This is a genomic window from Rhodococcus jostii NBRC 16295, from assembly GCF_001894825.1.
Lineage (GTDB): Bacteria > Actinomycetota > Actinomycetes > Mycobacteriales > Mycobacteriaceae > Rhodococcus_F > Rhodococcus_F jostii.
Window position 1 is genome coordinate 255,570 of the sequence record NZ_BCWY01000003.1, and the last position, 17,114, is coordinate 272,683.

Annotated in this window: 16 protein-coding genes; 12 read left to right on the forward strand and 4 right to left on the reverse strand. The window is 64.2% G+C overall.

What is annotated here, in order from left to right:
* The first annotated feature begins 10 nt into the window (after positions 1 to 10).
* From RJ1_RS03940 to RJ1_RS03975, 8 genes are all read left to right on the forward strand, one after another.
* Positions 11 to 934 (forward strand): hydroxymethylglutaryl-CoA lyase, encoded by a 924-nt coding sequence (locus tag RJ1_RS03940; protein ID WP_073358635.1) that lies wholly within the window; start codon positions 11 to 13, stop codon positions 932 to 934.
* 47 nt (positions 935 to 981) lie between these two features.
* Positions 982 to 1,740: an SDR family NAD(P)-dependent oxidoreductase gene (locus RJ1_RS03945; protein WP_007299653.1), complete on the forward strand. Its 759-nt coding sequence runs from the start codon at positions 982 to 984 to the stop codon at positions 1,738 to 1,740.
* Between the two features lie 113 nt (positions 1,741 to 1,853).
* Positions 1,854 to 2,711, forward strand: coding sequence for a 1,4-dihydroxy-2-naphthoyl-CoA synthase (gene menB / locus RJ1_RS03950; RefSeq protein ID WP_073358637.1), 858 nt, complete (start codon positions 1,854 to 1,856; stop codon positions 2,709 to 2,711).
* A 116-nt stretch (positions 2,712 to 2,827) separates the two neighbouring features.
* The gene (locus RJ1_RS03955; protein WP_073358639.1) at positions 2,828 to 3,613 is read left to right on the forward strand and encodes an enoyl-CoA hydratase-related protein; all 786 of its coding nucleotides are present in this window, start codon (positions 2,828 to 2,830) and stop codon (positions 3,611 to 3,613) included.
* 77 nt (positions 3,614 to 3,690) lie between these two features.
* On the forward strand, positions 3,691 to 4,878 hold the full coding sequence (locus RJ1_RS03960; RefSeq protein WP_073358642.1) for a CaiB/BaiF CoA transferase family protein: 1,188 nt from the start codon (positions 3,691 to 3,693) through the stop codon (positions 4,876 to 4,878).
* 81 nt (positions 4,879 to 4,959) lie between these two features.
* The gene (locus RJ1_RS03965; RefSeq protein ID WP_073358644.1) at positions 4,960 to 5,769 is read left to right on the forward strand and encodes an enoyl-CoA hydratase/isomerase family protein; all 810 of its coding nucleotides are present in this window, start codon (positions 4,960 to 4,962) and stop codon (positions 5,767 to 5,769) included.
* Between the two features lie 5 nt (positions 5,770 to 5,774).
* On the forward strand, positions 5,775 to 6,626 hold the full coding sequence (locus tag RJ1_RS03970) for an enoyl-CoA hydratase/isomerase family protein (protein WP_073358689.1): 852 nt from the start codon (positions 5,775 to 5,777) through the stop codon (positions 6,624 to 6,626).
* Between the two features lie 36 nt (positions 6,627 to 6,662).
* Positions 6,663 to 7,697, forward strand: coding sequence for a phosphotransferase family protein (locus RJ1_RS03975; RefSeq protein ID WP_073358690.1), 1,035 nt, complete (start codon positions 6,663 to 6,665; stop codon positions 7,695 to 7,697).
* A gap of 62 nt (positions 7,698 to 7,759) precedes the next feature.
* On the opposite strand, the gene RJ1_RS48775 is transcribed toward RJ1_RS03975, so the two are convergent.
* From RJ1_RS48775 to RJ1_RS03995, 4 genes are all read right to left on the reverse strand, one after another.
* The gene (locus RJ1_RS48775) at positions 7,760 to 8,194 is read right to left on the reverse strand and encodes a hypothetical protein (protein WP_073358646.1); all 435 of its coding nucleotides are present in this window, start codon (positions 8,192 to 8,194) and stop codon (positions 7,760 to 7,762) included.
* 87 nt (positions 8,195 to 8,281) lie between these two features.
* The gene (locus tag RJ1_RS03985) at positions 8,282 to 9,160 is read right to left on the reverse strand and encodes an acyl-CoA dehydratase activase (protein ID WP_073358648.1); all 879 of its coding nucleotides are present in this window, start codon (positions 9,158 to 9,160) and stop codon (positions 8,282 to 8,284) included.
* Positions 9,161 to 9,180: 20 nt separating this feature from the next.
* Entirely contained in the window at positions 9,181 to 10,506 is a 1,326-nt protein-coding gene (locus RJ1_RS03990) for a 2-hydroxyacyl-CoA dehydratase subunit D (protein WP_083400527.1), read from the reverse strand.
* A 30-nt stretch (positions 10,507 to 10,536) separates the two neighbouring features.
* Positions 10,537 to 11,700 (reverse strand): 2-hydroxyacyl-CoA dehydratase subunit D, encoded by a 1,164-nt coding sequence (locus tag RJ1_RS03995; protein WP_073358651.1) that lies wholly within the window; start codon positions 11,698 to 11,700, stop codon positions 10,537 to 10,539.
* Positions 11,701 to 12,121: 421 nt separating this feature from the next.
* Between RJ1_RS03995 and RJ1_RS04000 the strand changes: the two genes are divergently transcribed.
* Genes RJ1_RS04000 through RJ1_RS04015 form a run of 4 tightly spaced genes read left to right on the forward strand, consistent with a single transcriptional unit; the run spans position 12,122 to position 17,050 of the window.
* The gene (locus RJ1_RS04000; protein WP_073358653.1) at positions 12,122 to 13,492 is read left to right on the forward strand and encodes an MFS transporter; all 1,371 of its coding nucleotides are present in this window, start codon (positions 12,122 to 12,124) and stop codon (positions 13,490 to 13,492) included.
* Complete coding sequence (locus RJ1_RS04005) at positions 13,489 to 14,304, forward strand: SDR family NAD(P)-dependent oxidoreductase (RefSeq protein WP_073358656.1); 816 nt, start codon at positions 13,489 to 13,491, stop codon at positions 14,302 to 14,304. Before RJ1_RS04000 ends, RJ1_RS04005 begins: the two co-directional genes overlap by 4 nt.
* Positions 14,297 to 16,195 (forward strand): AMP-binding protein, encoded by a 1,899-nt coding sequence (locus RJ1_RS04010; RefSeq protein WP_255284866.1) that lies wholly within the window; start codon positions 14,297 to 14,299, stop codon positions 16,193 to 16,195. Before RJ1_RS04005 ends, RJ1_RS04010 begins: the two co-directional genes overlap by 8 nt.
* A gap of 15 nt (positions 16,196 to 16,210) precedes the next feature.
* Positions 16,211 to 17,050, forward strand: a complete 840-nt coding sequence (locus tag RJ1_RS04015) for a PaaX family transcriptional regulator (RefSeq protein ID WP_240319795.1) — start codon at positions 16,211 to 16,213, stop codon at positions 17,048 to 17,050.
* The last annotated feature ends 64 nt before the right edge of the window (positions 17,051 to 17,114 follow it).

A 17,114-nucleotide genomic window follows, 5' to 3' on the forward strand; every position in this document is an offset into this window, starting at 1 on the left:
AGTCGACGCCATGACGCGTCCCCAGCAGGTTCACATTCGGGAGGTCGGACCGCGTGACGGTTTCCAGAACGAGCCGGAGCACATCCCTACCGACGACAAGGTGCGGTTGATCAATGCACTGGGGCGGGCGGGATTCACCCGGATCGAGGTCGCCAGTTTCGTGCGACCCGACGTGATCCCGCAACTCGCGGACGGGGTCGAGGTCCTGTCGCGTATCGAGGTGCCGGACGAGACGAGGCTGATGGTCCTCGTTCCCAACAGTAAGGGCCTGGACAACGCGCTGAAGGTGCGCGACAAGTTCCACGAGGTCGCGATCTTCGTCAGTGCGTCGGAGACCCACAACAAGAAGAATGTCAACCGCACCGTCGACGAGACCATGGCCGACAACGACGTCATGGCCAAGCGGATCGTCGCGGAGGGCCTCGACTGCGCCGCCGTGATCGCGACGTCGTTCGGCTGCCCGTTCGAGGGCAAGGTCGACTTGACCCGTGTGCTCGACCTGGCCGAACGATTCGCCGAGGCCGGTGCCACCGAGATCGGTTTCGGCGACACGACGGGAATGTGCAACCCGGCGTATGCGTCGGAGTTCTTCACCGCCGCGCTCGAACGACTGCCCGGCGTCGAGGTCACCGCCCACTTCCACAACACTCGCGGACAGGGTCTCGCAAACGCGTACGCCGCGCTCGAGGCCGGATGTGCGAGCTTCGAATCGAGCTTCGGTGAACTGGGTGGCTGCCCGGTTCCGGTGGGCTCGACCGGGAACATCGCCACCGAGGACCTGGTGAGCATGTTCCACGAGATGGGGGTCGAGACCGGTCTCGACCTTCCCCGCGTCATCGACGCGGCGCGGGAAGCGCAGACAGTGCTCGGCCGCAAGCTCACCAGTCACTCGATCATTGCGGGCCCGATCGAATGGGCCTCGAGCCTGCGCTGACAGTTTTCGACATCACTTCACCACGAACACACAAGACGGAGAAGAACATGAGTAATCGAGTCGCATTCGTGACGGGCGGTGCACAGGGCATCGGCAAGGGCATTTCCGACGCCCTCGGGGCCGCGGGCTTCCGCGTGGCGGTCGCCGACCTCAACCTGGAGGTCGCCGAGGAGACCGCCGCCGGTATCCGCGACGCCGGCGGACAGGCGATCGCCGTGCCCGTCGACGTCACCGACACCGCGTCCGTGCAGGCCGCGGTGAAGCAGGTCGCCGAGCAGTTCGGCCCGGTCGAAATCGTCGTGAACAACGCCGGCTGGGACGACTTCATGCCGTTCCTGAAGACGGACGAGGCGTTCTGGGATCGGATCCTCGACATCAACTTCAAGGGCCAGCTACGGGTGATCCAGGCGACGGTCCCGGGCATGGTCGAGCGCGGTTTCGGCCGGGTCATCAACATCGGGTCGGACGCCGGTCGCGTCGGCTCGTCGCTCGAGGCCGTCTACTCGGGTGCCAAGGGCGGCATCATCGCCTTCACCAAGACCCTCGCCCGGGAGGTCGCGACCAAGGGCGTCACCGCGAACACCGTGTGCCCCGGCCCGACCGACACTCCCGCACTGCGCAAGTTCGCGGATACCTCCGGCCAGGACGCCGACAAGGTGATCGGCGGCATGACCCGCGCCGTGCCGATGAAGCGGCTGGGCCAGGCGGAGGACATCGGTGCCGCGGTGGCGTACTTCGCCTCCGACGCCGCAGAATTCGTGACCGGCCAGACCCTGTCCGTCAGCGGTGGCCTGACGATGTCCTGACGGATACTCGGATACACGGATACGAAGGTGCGGCTCGGTTTCCGGGCCGCACCTTCGGCATTCGCGGAGTCCGGACGGTAACGATCGTTTGCGTGTGTGCCTATGATCGCTTCATGACGAACAACGGTGATTCAACGGAATTCGTGTCCTGGACAGCGGTCGGTGAGTTCGAGGACATCCGGTACGAGCACAGCGGCGACGGGATCGCGAAGGTCACGATCTGCCGGCCGGAGGTGCGCAACGCGTTCCGTCCGCAGACGCTGATGGAGATCTCCGAGGCGCTGGTCGATGCCCGCGAGGACTCGTCGATCGGTGTCATCGTGCTGACGGGTGAGGGGCCGGACGCGTTCTGCTCGGGCGGCGACCAGCGGGTGCGCGGCGACACCGGTTATCTCACCGAGCCGGGCAAGGCGGGCGGTGTCGGCCGTTTCCACGTCACCGATCTGCAAATTCAGATCCGGCGCCTTCCGAAGCCGTTGGTGGCCATGGTCGCCGGCTACGCGATCGGCGGCGGTCACATCCTGCACCTGGTCTGCGACCTCTCCATCGCAGCGGACAACGCCCGGTTCGGTCAGGTCGGCCCCAAGGTCGGTTCGTTCGACGGTGGCTACGGCGCGGGGTTGCTCGCCGAGCTCGTCGGGGTGAAGAAGGCCAAGGAGATCTGGTTCCTGTGCCGTCAGTACGACGCCGAGCAGGCCCGCGAGATGGGATTGGTCAACACCGTTGTCCCCCTTGCCGACCTGGAGCGGGAAACCGTGCAGTGGTGCCGCGAGATGCTCCAGCTCTCACCGTTCGCGCTGCGGTTGATGAAGGCGAGCTTCAATGCCGCGGAGGATGGCATGGCCGGCATTCAGCAGCTCGCTCACGATGCGAATCTGCTTTTCTACTCGACGGACGAGGCGAAGGAAGGCCGGGAGGCGTACAAGGCCAAGCGGCGACCGGAGTTCGAGAAGTTCCCGCGTCGGCCCTGATCTTCCATTTCGGTCCGACAATTAGTATGGTTGGGTCAATACCTCACGTGAGTGGCGCGGTGTGCCGGCGCACGCTTTGCCGCTCACGTAAGCCAGGACCGAGAAGGATGGTGTGCATGTCGGAAACCACAACGCCCGCAGTCACGTGGAGCGACGTCGAAGCTGGGGTCATGACGATCACGCTGCAACGCCGCCCCGCGAACGCGCTGGGCCTGCCCATCATCGACGGTGTGAACGCCGCACTCGACGCGGCGGACGCCGACGGTTCGGTGAAGGTGCTCGTCGTCCGCTCGGACATTCCCGGCTTCTTCGCGGCCGGCGCCGACATCAAGCACATGTCGTCCGTGGACGCGGAGTCCTTCACCGCGTACGGCGATCGACTCCGTGGGGCGCTCGACCGGCTGGCGTCGGCCGACCGCATCACGATCGCCGCCGTGGACGGCCTCGCGCTCGGAGGCGGCCTCGAACTCGCCATGGCCTGCACGCTGCGGGTCGGCGGGGCTGACGCGAAGTTCGGACTGCCCGAGGTGAAGCTGGGGCTGATTCCCGGAGCCGGTGGTACGCAGCGACTTCCGCGCCTCGTGGGCCGCGGTCGTGCGCTCGACATCATGCTGAGCGCCCGTCAGGTCCTCGCCGCCGAGGCGCACGCGATCGGCCTGATCGACCGTCTGGTCGACGCCGGCGCCGCAACGGATGCGGCGCAGGCTCTCGCGGCCGAGTTGTGCACGATGTCGCTGCCCGCGCAGCGCGCCGTCATCCGCACGGTCGACGCGTCGTTCGACACGCCGATCGAGGAGGGCTTCCGATTCGAGGTGGCGCAGGAGCAGGACCTGTTCGAGAACGGAGAGGCGAAAGAGGGCATCACCGCCTTCCTGGAGAAGCGCGCTCCGCGCTTCTCCTGAGCGTCGTGTCAGGGGATTCCTCCGCGAACCGTTTCAAGGTATTATTATCAGACCAAAGATCGACGGGAGGCGGGTAGATCGTGCGTGACACCGCGAAACGCTCGTTCACCGGGCCGCTGTCGGGGCTGAAGGTGGTCGAGATCGGCTCGATCGGACCGGGCCCCTTCTGCGCCATGCTCCTTGCCGATCTGGGTGCCGACGTTATTCGCGTGGACCGCGCCACCGGTTCGGGGCTCGTGGGGCCGAACGCCGACTTTCGGACGGAATTGCTGCACCGCGGACGCCGCTCGCTCGCCGTAGACCTCAAGCATTCCGACGGTGCCGCGGTGGTGCTGTCGCTCGTGGAGGATGCCGACGTCCTGATCGAGGGTTTCCGCCCCGGGGTTGCCGAGCGACTCGGCATCGGACCGGACGACTGCGCGCAGCGCAATTCACGGCTGATCTACGGCCGCATGACCGGTTTCGGGCAGGACGGGCCGCTCGCTCAGCACGTCGGCCACGACATCAACTACGTGGCACTGAGCGGAGCCCTGTCGCTGATCGGGCGTCACGGTCAGCCGCCCACCCCGCCGCTCAGTCTGATCGGTGACTTCGGTGGCGGAGGAATGCTTCTCGCACTGGGCGTGGTGTCCGCTCTGTTCGAAAGACAACACTCGGGCCTCGGGCAGGTGGTCGACGCCGCGATGGTCGAGGGCGCCGCGCTCCTCGCGACACCCTTCTTCGGGTTCGCGCAGACCGGGGTGTGGGGCGAACGCGGCACGAACATCGTCGACAGCGGTGCGCCCTACTACGACGCCTACGAGACCGCAGACGGCAAGTGGCTGGCCGTTGGCGCGATGGAACCACACTTCTACGCGGACCTCGTCGCGCTGCTGGAATTGCCCGATGACCTGCCGGACCAGAACGACCGCTCGCAATGGCCGCAGATGAAGAAGATCTTCGCCGACGCCGTGCGCAGCCGCACGCTCGCGGAATGGCTCGACGCCGCAGAGGGCCTGACGCCGTGCATCGCGCCCGTCCTCGACGTCGACGAGGCGCCGTCGCACCCCCACCACGTCGCCCGCGGCGCGTTCGTCGAGGTCGACGGACTCGTCCAGCCCGCGCCGGCGCCGCGGTTCAGCCGCACGGCAGCCACGGTGGATCGCTGTCCGCCGATGCCGGGCGAACACACCACCGAGATCCTCACCCACTGGGGAATCGACTCCGACCGCGTCGATGACTGGCTGCGCTCGGGTGCGGTGCGCGAGGCCGCCGCGGCGACCTGAACTGCCGGGCGCTCGGCGTCCGGACCACCACGACACTTGCGGCGATCACCTGGGATCGTCGAACTGAGAAGGAGTGAACTCGTGACCGAGCCCACGACATGGGAAACGTTCACGCTCGAGCGGCCGGAACCCGGCATCGCCGTAGTAACGTTGAATCGCCCCGAACGGATGAACTCGATGACGAACACCATGTTCGTCGAACTGGAGAAGGTGGCGCTGCAACTCGATCACGAGCACGACCTGCGAGTCGTGATCCTCACCGGCGCCGGTAAGGCATTCTGCGGTGGATTCGACCTCGACGATGCCGACGGGCTGTCGTCGATGACGCCGATGGGCATGCTCGACCAGCAGGAACTGGCCGCGCGGGCGCTCTCGGCGATCCGCAGCATCCGGGTCCCGGTCATCGCGGCGGTCAACGGTGCGGCCGCGGGCGGTGGACTGTCGCTGTCCCTCGCCGCCGACATCCGGATCGGCTCGCCGGCGGCGCGGTTCAACGCGGCGTTCGTGCGGATCGGCCTGTCCGCCGGCGACCTGGGTGCGTCGTGGCACCTGCCCCGGCTCATCGGTCCGGCGCGGGCAGCGGAATTCGCCTACACGGGCCGCTTCATCGAGGCCGTCGAGGCCGAGTCCCTCGGACTGCTGAACGCGGTCGTTCCGGCAGAGTCGCTGCTCGACGAGGCACTCGCGATGGCCCGCCTCATCTGTGCGAATTCGCCTGCCGGAGTGCAGCTGTCGAAGCGTGCGCTGCACGCGAACATGGAAGTGTCCTCGTACGCCGCCGCGCTCGAACTCGAGAACCGCGGGCAGGCGCTGCTCACCCGCGGCGACGACATGCCCGAAGCCCTGGCCGCGTTCAAGGAAAAGCGCAGCCCCCAGTTCACGGGACGGTGATCCACATGACTCAGACGGAAACGCGGGAGACTACAGCGGTGCTGAGCAACTACGCGCCGCCCCAGCTGGAAACCCTCGCCCTCGAGGTGCTCGAGGGCAAGATCGTCGTCCTCACGATCGACCGGCCCGACCGGATGAACTCGATGACTGTGAAGATGTTCGAGGAGTTCAACACCGTCGCCTACGCCTTGCGCGACACCGATGCGCGGGCCCTGATCATCCGGGGTGCGGGGGACCGGGTGTTCTGCGCGGGCTTCGACCTCGACGAGATCAGCGTGATCACCGAAATGGGTGTGCGCGAGTTCCTGAGATTCCAGGAGACCGCGACCGGTGGGCTGGCGGCGCTGCACCACCTGCCCTTCCCGGTGATCGCGGCGATCCACGGTGCCGCGTCCGGTGGCGGCATGGCGTTGGCGCTCGCCGCCGACATCCGACTCGTCGCTCCCACTGCGAAGTTCAACGCGGCGTTCGTCAAGGTCGGACTGTCCGTCGGCGAACTCGGCACGTCGTGGCAGCTGACCCGGCTCGTCGGGCCGGGCAGGGCCGCGGAGATCGCGTACACGGCGCGTTTCGTCGGTGCCGAGGAGGCCGCCCGGATCGGGCTGGCGAACCGGGTGGTGCCGAGCGAAGACCTGTTCGACGAGGCCGTCGCGGTGGCCGAGGCGATCGCGTCGAACTCCCCGGGCGGCGTCCGGATGTCGAAGCGTGCGCTGCAGCGGAACCAGGAAGTGACCTCGTACGCGGCCGCGCTGGAGTTGGAGAACCGGGGGCAGGCGCTGCTCACCCGGTGCGCCGACATGCCGGAGGCGCTCGCCGCATTCAAGGAGAAGCGGGCGCCGCGCTTCACCGGGCAGTAGGAGTCGACGAATGACGAGATGGATGGAGGCGAGCACATGACCTGGGAGTGGACACCCGACACGCTCGGTGCGCTGGAGTCGTTCCTGCGCGACCGTGGGATCACCGAGGGCCCGCTGACGACCGCCCGGATCGGCGACGGGCATTCCAATCTGACGTTCCTCGTGTCCGACGGGGTCCGTCAGGTGATCGTCCGCCGACCGCCGCCTCCGCCGGTTCCGCCGGGCGCCCACGACATGCTGCGGGAGGCGCGTCTCGTCGGCGGCCTCGCGGGCAGCGGCGTGCCGGTGGCGGACGTCCTCGCCGTCGGTCAGACCGGTGACGTTCTCGATGTTCCGTTCTACGTGATGGACTACGTCGCCGGTCCGGTGGTCACCATCGAGACACCACCGGCGTTGAGCGCGCCCGCGGACCGCCGCCGGATCGGTGAGGCGTTGATCGACACCCTCGCCGCACTGCACGCGGTGGACTGGCAGGCCGCCGGATTGGGCGATCTGGGCCGTCCGGACGGATTCAACGAACGTCACCTACGCCGCATGGGCAGGTTGGTGGCAGCCGAGGACGGGACACCGCCGCCGGAGTTCGCGGACATCGACGTGTGGCTCGGGGCCAACGTGCCCGCCGAATCCGGGGCGGCGATCATCCACAACGACTACCGCATCGGCAACGTCATCCTCGCCCCGGACGCGCCGGGACGTATTGCCGCAGTGCTGGACTGGGAGCTCGCGACGATCGGTGACCCCCTGTTCGATCTCGGCTACTTCCTCGCGTCGTACCCCGTCGCCGGCGAACAGCGCACACCGACCGAGGACCTCGGCATCGCGGTGCTCGAGGACGGCTACCCTACCCGCGACGAACTGGCGCAGCGGTACGCGGCCGCCACCGGCGCCGACCTGTCGAACCTGCACTGGTACACGGCTCTGGCCTTGTGGAAACTGGCCGTGCTGTACGAGTACGGGCGTCGCCGAGCCGTCGCCGGAGTCGGCGACGAGTACTACCGCGACGGCGCACTCGTGCGTTCATTCCTCGACGCCGCCCACCGCGCGGCAGGGCTGGCGCAGTCGGTGGTCTGACCTTGCAGACGGAGCCACCACCGGGGCGGCCGCGGTGGTCTGGCAGACACCGACGGATACCATCAATCAATGACAATTCGGTGGCGCTCACTGATGCCGCCGACCTGGAGTCGGCTTGGGATTGCAACCTCCGAACACGGAGCAAGGACTTGCGCGGAGAGATTGTCAGCAGACCGGACATGATCGACTGCGTAACTGGCGATCGCCCGAGGCCCGTGGCGCTCGCGGATGTCCGCGAGTGTGGCGGCGATCTCGTCCATTGCCTTTTCGGCCGGGAGTCGAACGTGGCCGTCAGGTGTCCGCACCAACGAGTGCAGGAGACGATCGGAGTGGCGGAGGTATTCGTGCTGTGATCGTCCTTTGACACAGGTGTAGCCGCCGTACACCTGATTGCGGCTGTTCCCGTGGATTGCGGTGGCGACCCCGTCGTCGACGTCGACGAGTATCGAACAGTGATTGATGCAGATCCTGCAGAAAGAGTTTCGCGTATGCTTCACAAGTCTCCCTACATCGGGGGACAGAACTCGATCGCCGAGGTGTCCTGGAGCGGCGATGGTCTGTTCAGCGGGCTGATTGTGGCCGCGTCATGACATCCGTACGGTCGGCATGTGCAGTTCGGTCGAGCCATCACAGTTCCCGCACGAGTGCGCAGTCTGTCCGGCAGGCGAGAGCTCGACGTCCGGTCGTGAAACCACGGTGCCGGACGTCTCGAGCGCGAGAAGCGCTGCACCGTAGGCCCCGGTGATCTGCGGGTCCGGCGGCACGTCGACGCGGACCCCCAGTGCCGAGCTCAAGAAGTGAACAGCCGCAGCATTCTTCGCGACCCCACCTGTCATCACCACCGGTGTCTTCTTGCCTACCTGAGCAATCAAACCGAGTGTCCGAGCCGACACCGCTCGGTGAACGGAAGCGGCAATGTCTGTCCGCTCGGACCCGCTTGCGAGCAACGACACGATCTCGGTTTCGGCGAAGGTTGCGCACATGCTGCTGACCTCCAGGTTCTTGTCACCCGCCATGGCGAGGCCGGCCAGTTCGTCGACCTCGCATTCGATCGCCCTCGCGAGTACCTCGAAGAATCGCCCTGTGCCGCTGGCACATCGGTCGTTCATCGCGAAGTCGTCGACGAGCCCATCTTCGTCCACGGCGATGACCTTGCTGTCCTGCCCACCGATGTCGACGATCAATCGGACACCCGGGCACAGTGCTGCCACACCGCGCGCGTGACAGGTGATCTCGGTGAACGTGCGCCCGGTGTCCGGGACGAGTCTGCGACCGTAGCCGGTGCTGATGGTGGCCGTGAGCTGCGACAGCGTCACAGAGGCCCGGTCGAGTGCGTCGTCGATGGCCCGACGCATTCCGGCTCGGCTCACGGCCCCCATCTGGATGGCGCTCGCGCCCAGGAATGCTCCGGACTCGTCGAGGATGACGGCTTTGGCGGACGTCGATCCCAGGTCGACGCCCATGAAGTAATCCGTCACGTCGATCAGACCCGGCTTCGGCGAACGTCGATGCCTTCAAGCATGGCTGCCAGCCGGCTTTCGAGGATCTCGTCCTTGTAGAACGACGCGTCGGCGACGTCACCTTCGAAGAACATAGAAGGGATGCCGAGTTCTTTCTGCGCCGACTTCGCGAGCAGATGCTGTGGGTTGGTGAACGCGCGGCAGGTACGGGAGGCGTGGAAGACGATTCCATCGATTCCGTAGTCGACGCAGTCGCGGTTGGTGAGGTGCTTGAGCGTCTTTACGCCGTGGTTCGTCGGGCACAGCAGATAATGCTGAGCCATTCCGAGAATCGGATCGTCCGTGTCGATGAGGTGCGGTTCTTGCCAGAACGCATTGTGCGTGTACCTTCCGCATACCACGGCGACATCGGCGTCGGCGAACTTGCGCGACAGCCAGCCGAGCTTGTTCCAGTTCATGATGCCGTCGAAGTACAGACGGTAGCGCTCGTTGCGGACGCCGGGGATGGCGTGGTCGAGACGGTACTGCACTTCGGCTTTGACGTCGGCGAAGTACTGGACCAGTTCCGGCCCGGCGGGCATGAAGTTGATGTGCGCGATGCTGGCGATCCAGTCCCAGTAGGTGGCCGGTGTCGGGGCGGCGCGGCACAGCGCCATTGCTTCGCGCCGCAGTTCCGAGGCGCGCTTGATGTAGGACATGTTCTGTCGTAGGGCATCCCAGTCGAATGGTCGGCCTGTCATCGTCTCCAGGAAAGCGATGAGCTTGTGCAGTTGATCGGCCACATAACGCGACGCCTGCTCCCACTCCTCACCGCGAAGGTAGCCGGCGTCGGGCTTGTTGCTCGGCAGGAAGGGGAGGGAGACATTGAAGATCGGCACCTGTTTACCGAAGACGCGATACGAAATTTCGTCCCACTGCTGGCCGGTGCTGCATCCCGCGTACGCATTGACGAAGAAGTCAGGTGCAGGCAGGCGTGAGGCGAGCTGCTGTTGGTCCACAAGACCGACGATGCCGTTCTCGTCCTCGGACCTTGCCTGTTTGGTGAGTACTGCACAGCCGAGGTGCGTTCTCGCGTATGAACACAACTCACCGATGTACCCGTACTCCTCCCCGGCGAGCTGAGCCGGCTTCTCGAGCTGTTGTGCGGCCAGGCGTGCCGAGAACGCTTCTCCGTGGCACCACTCGAGGCCGGCGGCCTGGAAGATCGGGTTCACGGCTGAACCGTTGTACCAGACCACCTGCTTACCGCGTTCCTTCGCCGTGAACAGGTTCTCCCAGTAGTCGCCCACCATGTTGGTAGCGGTCGGGATGACTATCTTGTTGGAATTGCCGAGCGTGGATGCTGACACAGTAGTTTCCTCCGAAGGTAGATGTGGGTGCTAGACGGTGGACAGTTGCTTGCGTCTGATTCGCTCCACCAGCGCTTCCACTCGGGTTCGGATGGATTCCATCGGCAGACCCTCGTGTTCTGTTTCGATCAGCAATAGTGGAATCGACTTGGCTTCCAATGCTTTCCGTAGCTCGGGATAGAAGAGCATGTGAGGTTCGCAAAATTTCGCCATCAGCACGATGACGCCCTGCGCGCCGCTCGCGTAGACGGAATCGACGAGGAAGCGATCCCAGTCGGCTTCGTGCTGAACCCGTGTCGGGCAGGGTACGGCGGTGTTGCGCCGGAGGTACACCGATGCGAGGGCTTCGAGTGGGTCGCCTATGGCGCCTATATCCGTTGATACGTACCGCGTTCCGTGGAAGAGATCGTCATCGACAACGATGGCTCCGCAGTCCTCGATGAGGTCCAGCAGTTCCGGTTTCGGGGCGTGGCAGAAGTGTCCGGACAGGTGCACGCGGATGCGATCGTTGCGGGGCACGAAGTTCAAGCCTGCAGTCACCTGGCGCAGCAATTCCGAGTGCTCCTCCTTGTCCATGATCATGCTGGACTTGACGAGAACCTGGAGCTGGGCGGATGTCAGCGCTGCATCGCCCGAGCGCCTGTTCTCGAAGATTGCCCGCATCAAGCGACGATTGGTATCGAATATGTCGATGCTTCGCGCGAGATCCGCGTCGGAGATCGTACGATCCGCGAACTTCTCGAGCTCGCTGCGAAAATCTTTCATCTTGCCCAATACCTGCGGAAAGGCCCAATCATCACTCATCGATGACATCAATTGGCCGAAGTAGACAGGCTTGTCCGACTCGTCCTCGCGCACCACATCGATTGCACCCAGCAACTGGATGCAGTGGTCCGCGTGGAAGAAGCCGTCGTAGACATCCAATCGTCCGAGTGCCGCCTGATCGGCGACGTTGCGGGTGTACCCGCAGTTGAACTCGCCCAACAGATTTCGTCCGACAGTGATCGGCTCACGGTCTTCTTGGATGATCACGGGAAGTACGCCTGCGGCGTGCGCCAGTTCGGAAGGGAAGTTCATCGGAAACACTCCGAGTGCTTTTCTCCCGGTGCGTCTTTTCCACTGTGCGACATAGTCGGTCGGACTATCGGCTACGGCACTCATGGTGAGCATGGCCTGTGTGAACGTCGACGGCATGTTTCTCGCCCGTCCTTCTCTCGTGTAGCTCATGGGGCTGGACCCAGGTACGTGTGTTCGGCTGTGACGTACCCGACAGAAGTGATCATGCATCCAATTTGCACAACTTGCAACTAAATGTGTCGGAAAATGTACAACGTTGCAGCTAGGTGGGGTACTGTAGCGAGAGTAGGGCGGTCAAAGTCAGGGTGAGCGACCTGAGGTCGTGAAAGGTGAGTGCGGTGTGCGGTCACTGGGTCCGCGGGTAGAAATACGTGGAAGATGCTGGTGCCCAATGGACCTCGTCGGAACTCCTGTGAAATACCCCTTGACGAGATCCACATCACACTTTATGGTCGTACCATTCACAGCTCGGCCCACAAGCGATGCCGCGGTCGATCGCGCCGCGACCCGTCCTCTTCCAAGAGTTCCAGGAGAAGAAATGTCTTCGTCCCCGCCTCTCGACATAGTCACGCAACCATCGAAAACCACATCCCGACGCGCGTCTCTCGCTGCCTTCTCGGGATCGGCGATCGAGTACTACGACCTTGTCGCCTATGGAACTGCCGCAGCCCTCGTCTTCGGCGACCTCTTCTTCCGCGACGTCAGCACGCACGTCGCACTGCTGCTGTCTTTCGCCACCTTCGCCGCAGGATATGTGGCTCGCCCACTCGGCGGGTTGCTGTTCGGCTACATCGGTGACAAGTACGGTCGCCGGACCGCAGTGCTACTCACGATTTCCGTGATGGGCACGGCGACCGTGTGCATCGGTTTGCTGCCGACATACGACTCGATCGGTTCGTTCGCCCCGGTCCTGCTGGTCGTCCTACGAGTCCTGCAGGGACTCGCGGTCGGCGGTGAACTGGGCGGGGCGGTCCTGATCTCGGTCGAACACGCCCCGAAGAACAAGCGTGGTTTCTATGGCAGTTTTTCCACCGCAGGCGCGCAGGGTGGCACCCTCCTCGCGACGATCGTGTTCGCGATCGTCACTCTGATGCCGGATGATCGGTTCAGTTCGTGGGGCTGGCGGATTCCATTCCTACTCAGTGCCGTCATCGTTCTCGTCGGCATGCTGATCCGCCGCGGTCTGGACGAGACACCCGACTTCAAGCAGAGTCAGGCCGACCGTGCTACCGCGTCTGCGGTCAAGCACAATCCGATTCGTGACGCGCTGTCCGAGCACCCGATGACGATCCTCGGTATCACGTTCATCATGGCAGGGATGATGTCCATCTGGTACGTCATTACCGTGTACAGCCTCAGTTACGCCGTCAACCAGTCGGGAATCCCGCGAACGAGCATGCTGTGGGTCGTCTCCGCGGCGACGCTGGTCGTAGTCCTCATGAACCCGGTGTGGGGAGCACTCTCCGATCGAGTCGGTCGAAGTCGCCTCATCGTCTTCGGTCTGCTCAGCGAGGCCGTACTTCTGTTCTTCTACTTCGCAATGCTCGGCGTCGGCAACCTCGCTCTGGTGTTCGTCTCGCTGATTCTCGTTGCCGGTCTCGGGCACGCAGTGGTCAACGGAATCTTCCCGGCCTTCGTCGTCGAGAGCCTGCCCGCCGCTGTGCGATACACCGCAGGATCATTCGGAATGCAGCTGGCTGCACTGGTTGCCGGCTTCGCACCGCTTGTTGCCACGGCTCTCGCGCCGACCGCCGGCGGCGTCTGGACGGTCAGTGCGCTGTGCCTCGCACTGTGCACGCTGGGCGCATTCAGTGCAATCTACATCGTCAAGATCTATGCTCCGCGACAAAACTCGGCGATCACGGAGTCAACTCAGCCCTCTTCAAAGGAAACGAGCAGCGTTAAATGACTCACTCATCCGATATACCGCAGCCGTCCGCGCAGGGCGGATACGACTTCTCCGGTTCAGGCGTCCTCATTGCGGGTGGGACGTCCGGCGTGGGTCTCGCCACTGCGCGATACTTCGCCGACGCCGGAGCGACGAAGCAGGTACTGGTCGGCCGCAACGAACTTCGCGGTAAGGACGCACTCGCTCGACTCGGAGAGACCAATCCCGAATGCGACGTAGTGTTCGTCGCCGCGGATATCAACGAGGCCGGTGCAGCGGACGACGTCGTCCGGCAGGCGCAGGAGCATCTGGGTGCAGTCGACATTCTCGTCAATTCGACTGTCGCGCAGTACCAGCCCACGTTGCTCCACGACATCGAGCCCGAGAAGTTGATCGATATTTTGGTACAGCAGGCAATCGGGCCGATCCTGATGAGCAGGGCCGTCGTTCCCGTGATGCGTTCTCTCGGACACGGCTCCATCATCTCGATCGCCTCCGATGCAGCGAAGGTCCCGACACCCGGCGAGACCGGAATCGGTGCCGCGATGGCAGCGATCGTGACGTTCTCGCAAACGCTCGCCGTCGAAGCCAAGAGGTACGGCGTTCGCGTCAACGTTCTGACGCCGTCGCTCATCGTCAACACTGGATCGTACGACCGGGCCATGAATGCCGAGTTCAGCAAGAAGATCTTCGACAAGATCGTCTCGCAGGCTCAGCTGGGTCTGACCGAGCCCGAGGATCTGGCCAATGCGATTTTGTTCCTTGCGTCTCCGCTCTCGCGCAGAATCACAGGACAGGTGATCAGTGTGAACGGAGGTATCTCCGTTGTCTGAGGTCAGCGTGCGGGGGCCATTGGTGCGCCATCGGGTCCGGTCGCGCGAGGACATTCTCGACGTGGAACAGCAGCGGCACGAGCACCTGCTACCCGGCGCGACGATCCACGCGTGTATTGCCGAATCGGCTCGTCGGCACCCGAACAAGAGCGCGATCCTGCACCTCGAAGCCCCGGACTTCATGACGCCCACGCGAGAGGTCACCTACCGCGAGCTGCTCATAGCCGTGAATGCGTCGGCATCGGTGTTCCTCGAGCGTGCTGCGGGTGCGCCGAGTGTGGTCGCAGTGATGGTCCCGATGTTACCCGAGGGATTGTTCGCCACCTGGGGTGCTCAACGGGTGGGCACGGCCGTGCCGTTGAACCCATTCCTGGAACTGGCTTCGCTAGTCACTATATTGAATCGCACTGCCGCGACCGTTCTGGTCACGACCGGCGAAATCCTTCGGGAACGCGGGGTAGATGCGGGTGCGGTACTCGCGAGTGTTCCGACGCTGAACGATGTCCTTCTCGTCGACGGTGACAACAGTACGTTCAACGCAGCGTTGGCAGAACATCGTGGCCGCGTCGTGGATGTCGAGGACGACCCCCAGCGGGATGCAATGGTCATGCCCACCGGCGGTACGACGGGCGCGCCGAAGTTGGTGCGCATGTCGCAGTGGGGCCAGCTCGTCATTGCGTGGAACGTCGGAGCGCTGATGGGCTCCGAGGAAGACACTGTCATCGGCCACGGAATGCCGAACTTTCACTGTGGCGGAAGCATCGCGCTCGCCCTGAGGTCGGTCGTCTACGGACAGACCCTGCTGACATTGACGTCCGGAGGCTTCCGGTCGCGGGACGTTGTCGAGAACTTCTGGGCCATCGTCGAGCGATACCGCATGACGTCGACGATGGCCACGCCGACGACGGCATTCGCGATTCTGAACGCGGCGACCGCACCCAACAGCCCGCCGACGTTGACGGACTTCAACGTCGGCGGTAGCACGGTGTCGACTGCTCTGATCCGGGCGTTTCACGCCCGGTTCGGAGTATGGTTGCGCGAATGTTGGGGAGGCACAGAGTTTCACGGCACGATCACGGGCCACCCGAACGATGGCGTCGAACCGCGCGCGGGTTCGGCCGGTCGGCCCTTGCCGCATTCTGAGGTGCGCGCTGCCGTCCTCGACATCGACGGTCGGTGGAGCCGCGACTGCGAACCGGGCGAGCACGGAGAATTGCTGATCGGTGGCCCGACTGTAAGTCCTGGATATCTTGATGCGCATCTCGATGCCGGATTCTCAGTGGTCGGTGTGCCCGGAGGGAGTGTGTGGGGACGGACGGGCGACCTCGGCACCGTGGACGACGACGGATTCGTGTGGGTGTCCGGGCGCAGCAAGGATCTGATCATTCGTGGGGGTCACAACATTGATCCCCGTGATATCGAGGAGGCGCTGGGCTCGCATCCGGCGGTCGAAATGGTGGCTGCGGTGGGTCGGCCCGACCCGGCGAAGGGGGAGATGCCGGTCGCTTATGTTCAGCTCAAGGTGGGGTCTGTCGCCGAATCTACCGAGCTGTTGCAGTTCTGCCGAGAACATGTACAGGAGAAAGCGGCTACTCCGGTCCATGTCACGGTGCTCGATCGGCTGCCGTTGACCCCGGTCGGCAAAATATCGAAGCCCGCGTTACGAGCACTTGCTCTGAAAGAGGAAGTGCACAAGGTCGTCTCGAGCTCGAGCCGGGTGCAGGTAGCCTGTGATATCGCGCTCGATGACACCGGTTTGCGCCGAGAAGTCACCGTGACGCTGACGCCCGAGTCGGCGTGGAGCGTCGACATCGAGTCGTTGGAGGACAAGTTGGGGGCCTACGAGTTCTTCTCGCGGGTCGAAGTGAGTACATTTGTTGCGAGACAGTAGGAGGATTCGTTGATAGTGTCCAATCGACTCGCTCAGCAGCCACTGCCGCCGCCGAGTGCGCGGTCGATGCTGTTGACGGTCATTGGTGAATTTCTGTACGACTCCGAAGAAGGCGCCTGGACGGCCGCGCTGATGAAGGTGCTCGGCGGCATGGGAATCGAGGATCACGCCGCACGGCAATTACTCTCGCGTGCCGCGTCCGCCAAGTGGATCGAACGTGAGCGCATCGGTCGCGGGGTGCGCTGGCATCTCGCAGACCACGGTCGCGCGTTGGCGGCCGACGGCATCAAACGGTCGCATGCGTTCCTTGACGGACCGACGCCATGGGACGGCGAATGGCTCGTGCTGACGATCACGGTGCCGCAACGCAAGAACTCGGTTCGTAACCGGCTCAATGGAGGTCTGACCTGGCTGGGGATGGGCAATCCCACTCCAGGAGTGTGGGTTACACCGCATGTCGACAGGGCGCGAGAACTGAGCGAATTGGTTTCGACGCTCGGTCTGTCCGAATCGGCACTCATTCTCACCGGCAATCTTCGCCCGGGAGGGCTGGGCAACCACGAGATCGTCGATCGAGCGTGGGACCTGACCGACCTGGCCGACAGTTACCGAACACTGCTCACACAGGACGGCGCATCCGAGCCGCGCGACGACGATGAACTGCTACTTTCCTACATCGAACTGGTCAGTCTGCAACAGCGGTTCATGAGGCTTGATCCACAACTGCCCAAGGAACTGTTGCCAGAATGGATCGGTCGCGATGGCGCTGTGCTGTTTCAGCGACGCCGCGAACAGTGGTCAGCGAAGACCCACGCGCACTGGCTCAGGGTCGTCGAGGCATCCGCACCGAAATAGCCGAAAAGTCCGTCATCTGTCGACTGCGCCCTGCCGAACGACCCACGCAGCGTGCGGTCGACTC